The 6,147-nt window shown below is 37.2% G+C and carries 13 protein-coding genes; 1 reads left to right on the top strand and 12 read right to left on the bottom strand.

The genetic code is table 11. The features are described 5' to 3' along the window. The 11 genes from CN514_RS07875 to CN514_RS07830 form a co-directional block, all read right to left on the bottom strand. Window positions 1–462: hypothetical protein (locus CN514_RS07875; RefSeq protein WP_141529326.1), on the bottom strand; the 462-nt coding region annotated here is incomplete at its 3' end. Next, entirely contained in the window at window positions 449–877 is a 429-nt protein-coding gene (locus CN514_RS07870; protein ID WP_098232126.1) for a hypothetical protein, read from the bottom strand. The genes CN514_RS07870 and CN514_RS07875, both read right to left, overlap by 14 nt. Before the next feature lie 547 nt (window positions 878–1,424). Then, the gene (locus CN514_RS07860) at window positions 1,425–1,964 is read right to left on the bottom strand and encodes a hypothetical protein (RefSeq protein ID WP_098232124.1); all 540 of its coding nucleotides are present in this window, start codon (window positions 1,962–1,964) and stop codon (window positions 1,425–1,427) included. Between the two features lie 105 nt (window positions 1,965–2,069). Next, window positions 2,070–2,207 (bottom strand): hypothetical protein, encoded by a 138-nt coding sequence (locus CN514_RS25605; protein WP_176525829.1) that lies wholly within the window; start codon window positions 2,205–2,207, stop codon window positions 2,070–2,072. Between the two features lie 40 nt (window positions 2,208–2,247). Beyond that, the gene (locus tag CN514_RS07855) at window positions 2,248–2,475 is read right to left on the bottom strand and encodes a helix-turn-helix domain-containing protein (RefSeq protein ID WP_098232123.1); all 228 of its coding nucleotides are present in this window, start codon (window positions 2,473–2,475) and stop codon (window positions 2,248–2,250) included. A gap of 84 nt (window positions 2,476–2,559) precedes the next feature. Further along, window positions 2,560–3,078, bottom strand: coding sequence for a hypothetical protein (locus CN514_RS07850; RefSeq protein WP_098232122.1), 519 nt, complete (start codon window positions 3,076–3,078; stop codon window positions 2,560–2,562). 39 nt (window positions 3,079–3,117) lie between these two features. After that, window positions 3,118–3,276 (bottom strand): DUF5659 domain-containing protein, encoded by a 159-nt coding sequence (locus CN514_RS25600; RefSeq protein WP_176525828.1) that lies wholly within the window; start codon window positions 3,274–3,276, stop codon window positions 3,118–3,120. 206 nt (window positions 3,277–3,482) lie between these two features. After that, the gene (locus tag CN514_RS07845) at window positions 3,483–3,917 is read right to left on the bottom strand and encodes a helix-turn-helix domain-containing protein (protein WP_098232121.1); all 435 of its coding nucleotides are present in this window, start codon (window positions 3,915–3,917) and stop codon (window positions 3,483–3,485) included. Between the two features lie 12 nt (window positions 3,918–3,929). Next, a complete protein-coding gene (locus CN514_RS07840; RefSeq protein WP_098232120.1) occupies window positions 3,930–4,139 on the bottom strand; it encodes a helix-turn-helix domain-containing protein in 210 nt (69 codons plus the stop codon). A gap of 768 nt (window positions 4,140–4,907) precedes the next feature. Continuing rightward, window positions 4,908–5,153, bottom strand: a complete 246-nt coding sequence (locus CN514_RS07835; RefSeq protein WP_098232119.1) for a hypothetical protein — start codon at window positions 5,151–5,153, stop codon at window positions 4,908–4,910. Window positions 5,154–5,169: 16 nt separating this feature from the next. After that, on the bottom strand, window positions 5,170–5,562 hold the full coding sequence (locus CN514_RS07830; protein ID WP_098232118.1) for a hypothetical protein: 393 nt from the start codon (window positions 5,560–5,562) through the stop codon (window positions 5,170–5,172). A 154-nt stretch (window positions 5,563–5,716) separates the two neighbouring features. On the opposite strand from CN514_RS07830, the gene CN514_RS07825 reads away from it, so the two are divergent. Beyond that, entirely contained in the window at window positions 5,717–5,926 is a 210-nt protein-coding gene (locus CN514_RS07825; RefSeq protein WP_098232117.1) for a helix-turn-helix domain-containing protein, read from the top strand. Window positions 5,927–5,964: 38 nt separating this feature from the next. On the opposite strand, the gene CN514_RS25595 is transcribed toward CN514_RS07825, so the two are convergent. Further along, window positions 5,965–6,138 carry a hypothetical protein gene (locus CN514_RS25595; protein ID WP_176525827.1) on the bottom strand — a complete coding sequence of 58 codons (174 nt, stop codon included), beginning with the start codon at window positions 6,136–6,138 and terminating at the stop codon, window positions 5,965–5,967. Between the last annotated feature and the right edge of the window lie 9 nt (window positions 6,139–6,147).

Below are 6,147 nucleotides of genomic sequence, written 5' to 3'. Positions count from 1 at the left end.
CACTTCTTCCGTTAAATCTTTATATTGATTTTTTAGCGATTCTTGTTCGAAATATGCCGACATAAGCAAGTTCATTCCCAACTCTGCTTTTTGAATTACTTCCGGACTAAACTTCGAATAAACTCCAGAGCGAAAGCTTTGCCACTCCGTTATTACTTCGGTCTTACTAATCTTGCTAAACTTATCGTTCACTACTTTCATCGCGCTATCAAACTCAGATTTAACATAAGATAAATCACCTTTTAAACTATCAAGCTCTTTACGTAGATTTACTTTTTCTTTTGTAAAGTCTGCGTTATCTTGAATTTCTTTTGTTACCAATTGCTCTAATTCGATGGTCTTTTCTCTAATCTCGGCATTCACATCATCAATCTTCTTCTGATACTTTGAAACCCACTCTTGTCTCGATACGTCCTGAGCTTTATATTGTTCTAGTAAATCAAATCGTTTAATTTCGTTCATAATCGTATTTACCCTCCAGTTTAGTAATTAAATTTTTTATATGTCCATGAATCCAAGCGTTAAACCTAGACGGCGAGCTCTTCGGTGTTAACGTTGGAAATTCGTGTAGTTCTTTAAGTAAAGGCAATTCCTGTTTAACGAAATCGTCCATTTCTGGCATCTCTAATTTGTAATGAACTGTAATTCCTGGCATTCCTCGATAATGCTGCAGGATTGATATAATATCCGAAGCAATTTCGTAGTTATGGAATCCGTAGTAATTACATACAGTCTCAACGCCTTCTAAAAAGGCCGCTTCTGATTCGAATGGATTGCAAATATCGCCGCAATACTGTCCGTCCGTTCCGTAATATATAGCGCAGTAGATTGTTAGACCGTCTGCTTCTCTTTTCGATAGTTTTATATATTGGCGCAACCTTATCACCTCAGTTTTTCGATAATAGTAGTTCGGCGCATTATCGCATCAATAGCAAGTCTAACTGCGCCTTGATTAACCTTTCTAACGTTGATAAACTTAACGTCCTTATTTTGCGCATACATTACGGTCTTTCGCTCTAACTCCTTGTTACGGAGCATATGAGGTACTTTCGATAACATAACGACGGTATCGTCTTCGTCTAAAACGCTTTTAAATGTTTGTTCGGCGATATAGTGGACTACTTTTCTTTTAGAATCAAATTCTTTGCGGTCCAAATAAACGCTAAAAATATGGTAGATGTCATAGTAAATGGTTTCGTCCGGCTGCTTGACTTTATGGTACAACTCGCAACCAACTCCGAAGCCTTGATCGTCTTTATAAATAGCGACTGAAACGTAAGTAGTAGCTATGAAATCGCCTCATTTCGTCTTCAACTTAAATAGACCCGCAATGATCTGCCGGTCGTCGTCGTAAATTTCTACGATTGCTTCGTATTGATTGTCATTTTTAAGCTTACGGATTGCGCCCTTCTTATCGATGTAAATCATCGCTTAGCACCTATTTCGCTGAATTCATCTGAAAAATTTTGCTTCATTATTTCAACTTCTTCGGCGCTAATATCTCTTGCGATAAACTTTTCCGTAAAGTCTTGTACGAAAGCGCTCCATAATTCATCCGTAAATTTCTCGGAATCTTGATAGAATTCGTAAACGTGCTTTTGTCCTTTTGCTGAATTGCAACCTCTGCAAGCTACCGTTAATGTAGAAGCTAGGTTAATTTTTCCGTAAGTATGGTCGATTGTAGCTTGTTGCGTATGTCCATTTTGACCGTTTAACTCACATCCGCAATAAGAGCAAGTTCGCTTCTGCAATAACGCTTCTATTTCCTCGACAGATATATTGACAGAAGTTCCTCTTCGATAACCGTATTTACGAATACGTTCTTTAAAATATGAACCGTTTTTACGCCTAGCTTCACATCTGCACGCTTTACAACGAGATGTATAGCCGTTAGGATACCTTTTATCTACTACGAATTGTTCAATCGGTTTAGTCTGATTACAATCACGACAAGTATGATTCATCGTTTCTCACCGTCCAATTTACCGTTAATCCCTTTAAGCAACTCGATAATAGCATCTAAATCGTTCATCATTCGCTCTTCATTCGTTCTCATCATTCATTCGCTCCTATTCGTTAATTAGTTTTTCTATTTTCGAGATAGTCCGTTGCATCTCTGCAAACACTTTAATCTCGCTACTTCTACTGACTTCACATAAAACACTTAAATAGTTAATTAATGCCGTCAGCTTTTCGTGATCATTCAATTCATTACCTCCTTGACAAACTACCGATATTGACATAAAATTACGATGGGTAAGTATTTAAAATTTTCTCGTAAGCCTTAAAAAAAGCTATAAGTTCTTCATTAACTGCAATTCTTTCCGCTAGTTTTCCTCGTACTACATCCGAAATCGGTCGTCTATTATTTTCGATTGCTGCTACCGTTGATTCCGAAATGCCTAAGTATTCCGCGAAAGCTGCTTGCGACATTCCTAATTTAATACGCGTCGCTTTAAATGTTTGTACTCTCATTTATAACCCTCCTTTTCCGTACATTTACCGTAAAAAAATACTGCCCCATTAAGGGCTTTCCTACCTATACCTTTTTGTCGCCATTTAAAATGAGTATTCCTTTGTCTGTTTTTTACTATTTCCTTTACCGTAAAGTCCGTTCTTAGCTTCAACGTAATTCATTAACGCAACGCCCGACGGTTTTTCGTATTTCCAACCGATTTTTATCATTGAGTACTCGTTAAGCCAATAAGGATATTCGATCCACCAAATATAATCGTACATAAGCGTATGCTTCTTTTCTTTTGGCTCCGGATTCAGTAACGCTTCTTTTGCGCGTCGTTCGCTTGTATGCATCGATTTAATTTTCGTTCTACATCTGTCCGAGCAAGTCTTTTTCGTATTACGTAAGCTATCATCACGCCACCAATAACCGCAGTAGTCGCAACATTTAACGCGATTGTCAGTCGGATTATTCAATTCACCTCTCATTAGAGCTTCGATAATTGGCGCAGCTTCTTCGCGAGTTAATCCTACCGTTAATTGCTTTGCGTACTCAATTGCGCCGGCACCAGGTTCTACGTTTTCAATTTTGATTGCTTTAGCTGTTTTAGTCGTTGTCATAATAAATCGCTCCTTAGTCGTTTTATTGATCGCGTATAATTACTTACCTTGTTTCGCTAATTCTTCTAATAATTCCGGAGTTGCTTCGAATATAAACACTAGATGACCGTTAATTTTACGGCTTGGCTCGACATCGATTAAACGGAAGCCTTTCGCTAATAAATGGCGTGCTACTCGTAAAGATAAAATACATTTCATATTGATTCCTCCCTAGTTCAATTTTTGAACTACCTTTGTATTTTTATATGGTTTCTTTTATTTTCGATTAATAGATAATTTAATAAGATAATAGATAGCGATAAAAAGTGCTTTTCTTTTTAGCGCCGTATGTTTAAATAAGTAAGTCTAAGTAAGTAAGTATATATAGAGTACAAAAATTGAACTACCCTTGTTCAAAAATTGAACTACCCTATTTCAATAATTGAACTACCTTTTTTCTTACCTCCTTTTTGCTTCTTGCTTGCCTTAATCTCCGCAATTTCCGCCTCAAACCTTCTATTAAACTCTGCTTCATTTTCGATCGGCTTGTTGAACGTATATATTTTATTGTTAAACGTTCCGCCGTTATCGTGGTTATGACGGTTAATTAATCCGAGCTCCTCTAACGCCTCAAGTCCTGCGCTAACTGTCCCCTTCGATAATGCTGTCTCCTTTACAATCGCATTCCAGGACGGAAAGGCATAGCCGTAATTAGCGTTGTATCTCGAAAGCAAATAACGGTATAATCGCTCTGCTGACGGATTAAACTTCGGATGCTTTACGTAAAACTGACAGACTGACTTCGGTAATCCGGTAAATCCTAGCTCCGTATCAAACGGTAATACTCTGTTTTCTCCCATAATCGACTCTCCTTAATTATTTTCTTCCAAGAACTTACGGCAGTTTGCTACGTATTCAATACCGAAAGTTTCTCGTAATCTCTTATTGACTCTATCGCTAATATTCTTCTTGCCTTGCTCAATAAAACAGATTAACGGTTTACTAACTCCTAACCGATCCGCCATTTCCTGCTGCGTTAAACCTTTCGATTGTCGGATGAACTTCATTAACTTCGAATTCATATAATCACTCCTAGTATTAATTTGTTTACCCTCCTATAAAAAAATAAGGCTAATTGGAGGGCCCGCCCTATTTACTAATACCTTTTTGTCGCCATTTAAAATTGCTCTCAAATATACGGATACATATTAGTTAAAATTATCGTATCTCTCATAACGTAAAGGCGTTAAGAAGCTTAAATAATCGTATTTTGATCGTTATTTTTTTCTCCTCACTACTATGGATAACTAACCGCCAAAAATAACGTATAGTTTCGAAAAAAAATATCCCTCAATACGTAAGCCGCGAAACAGCCCAAAATATACCCTATCTTCGCCACATTTAACAAAAGCGTAACATTTGTAACAATTATGTAATATAAAATTCAACTCTTTTATTAATAGTATCCATCAACTCGACTTTTCGCGGAAAAAACCTTATACATATAATAGCGATGTAACTTCCTTTTTCGGACACTTTTCCGGAAGATAAATTTATCCTTATATAAATAAGGACGCATGAGAACACAAAGTCGCGGGATTTTACTCCTCATAAATAATGCCGTTATTACACCCTAAACCGCGTACAAAACGTATGTTCGGTTACAAGGTAAATGAAAAACCGACTCCCAGGCCCGCCTAATTGCCCTGAGTCAGCTCTTCGTCTTGCATATATTCCGTTCCGTCCAATGCCGTTCACCTCCGTAGTTGCCGCTACGTGATGCTTCGTGCTCTTAAGTTGTTTGCCGACAACTATTTATTTTAACAGGGTTATTGCCGTAACCCTATCGCTTATTCAAGAATTAACTTAATTAGCAGTTCCGGATTATCCGATATATGATCTTCGCCGTCATTATCTAAGTCTACAACTACTGCGCCTTCAGTTGGTGACGGATGTGCGTTATAAATTGAGACCCCGCCAATCGCGTCCGCAACAATTACTAAGCCAGATTCTACGCAATAAACTCCGATTTCGTTTTCCTCTTCGCGAAAGTGATCCTCATATCTATACTCAACAATAACCGAACGTCTCTCCATTCCCATTTCCCCCTAATTATTTATTTTTTGATAAGCTTTCGATTGCTTTTATAAAAGTTTTACTCACTAACAATTCTTGATTTTGCTCAATAAAATCGATGTCAAATCCGTCTATGTATCCCCCAACGGTTTTAACGTATAAATCGTATTCTTCTTCATCTATAACTATTTCGTCTTGAGTACGATACAGTTTTTCGTCTAGGATGCGGAAAACAAACTCGCTACTTCCATCGTAAGACTCAAGGATTATGTGCGGCGCGATACGGTATACCTCAGTTGTTTCGGACCACTTTTCGCCGTTAACGTCTTCACCCTTGCGAGTTAATTTCGTTGTTGATAGTGCCATTGTAATTTCCTCCTCGAATTCAACTTCATAAGAAATCCAATTGAACGTTGTACCTTCTAGCATCGTTTCCCTCCTTGTTTGTTTGTCTTTACTTTATCTTATGTAATCATAATAACGTATATGCGTAATTACGTCAATAAATAAAATAAAAAAATTTACGTATTTACGTAAAAATGATAAAGTATAATATAAGAAGAACGAAATTGGGGGTTTTACCTTGGCTAAAATAACGATTAGACTTAAAGAAGCGTTGGATCAACGTAATATAACTCAAAAACAATTGTCCGAAATGACTGGACTAAGACCGGCTGCAATTTCTCAGCTATGTAACAACTTCGTACAAAGAATATCTATCGAGCATATCGAAAAGATTTCGGAAGCATTAGAGATTACGGATACTAACGAATTATTAGAAATAACAAAGTAAAACGCCCTCGAAAATGAAGGCGTCTTTTTTTTTGCTTATTATTCGTCTACTTCTTCCCATTTTTCAGTAACGGTATATCCGTCGCCATTACAATAAGAGCAATCAGAAACACAATCCCTATACTCTTCGGAATAACGGTTACTATGTTGACCACTTCCACCGCAAGCATTACAAGTTTCTTTTTCGTATACTTTCTCTACACGTTTACTCATACTATCTCC

It is taken from the genome of Bacillus sp. AFS001701 (assembly GCF_002559405.1).
GTDB lineage: Bacteria > Bacillota > Bacilli > Bacillales > Bacillaceae_G > Gottfriedia.
The sequence above is the reverse complement of the archived record's forward strand: the minus strand, read 5'-3'. Positions and strand labels throughout refer to the sequence as shown.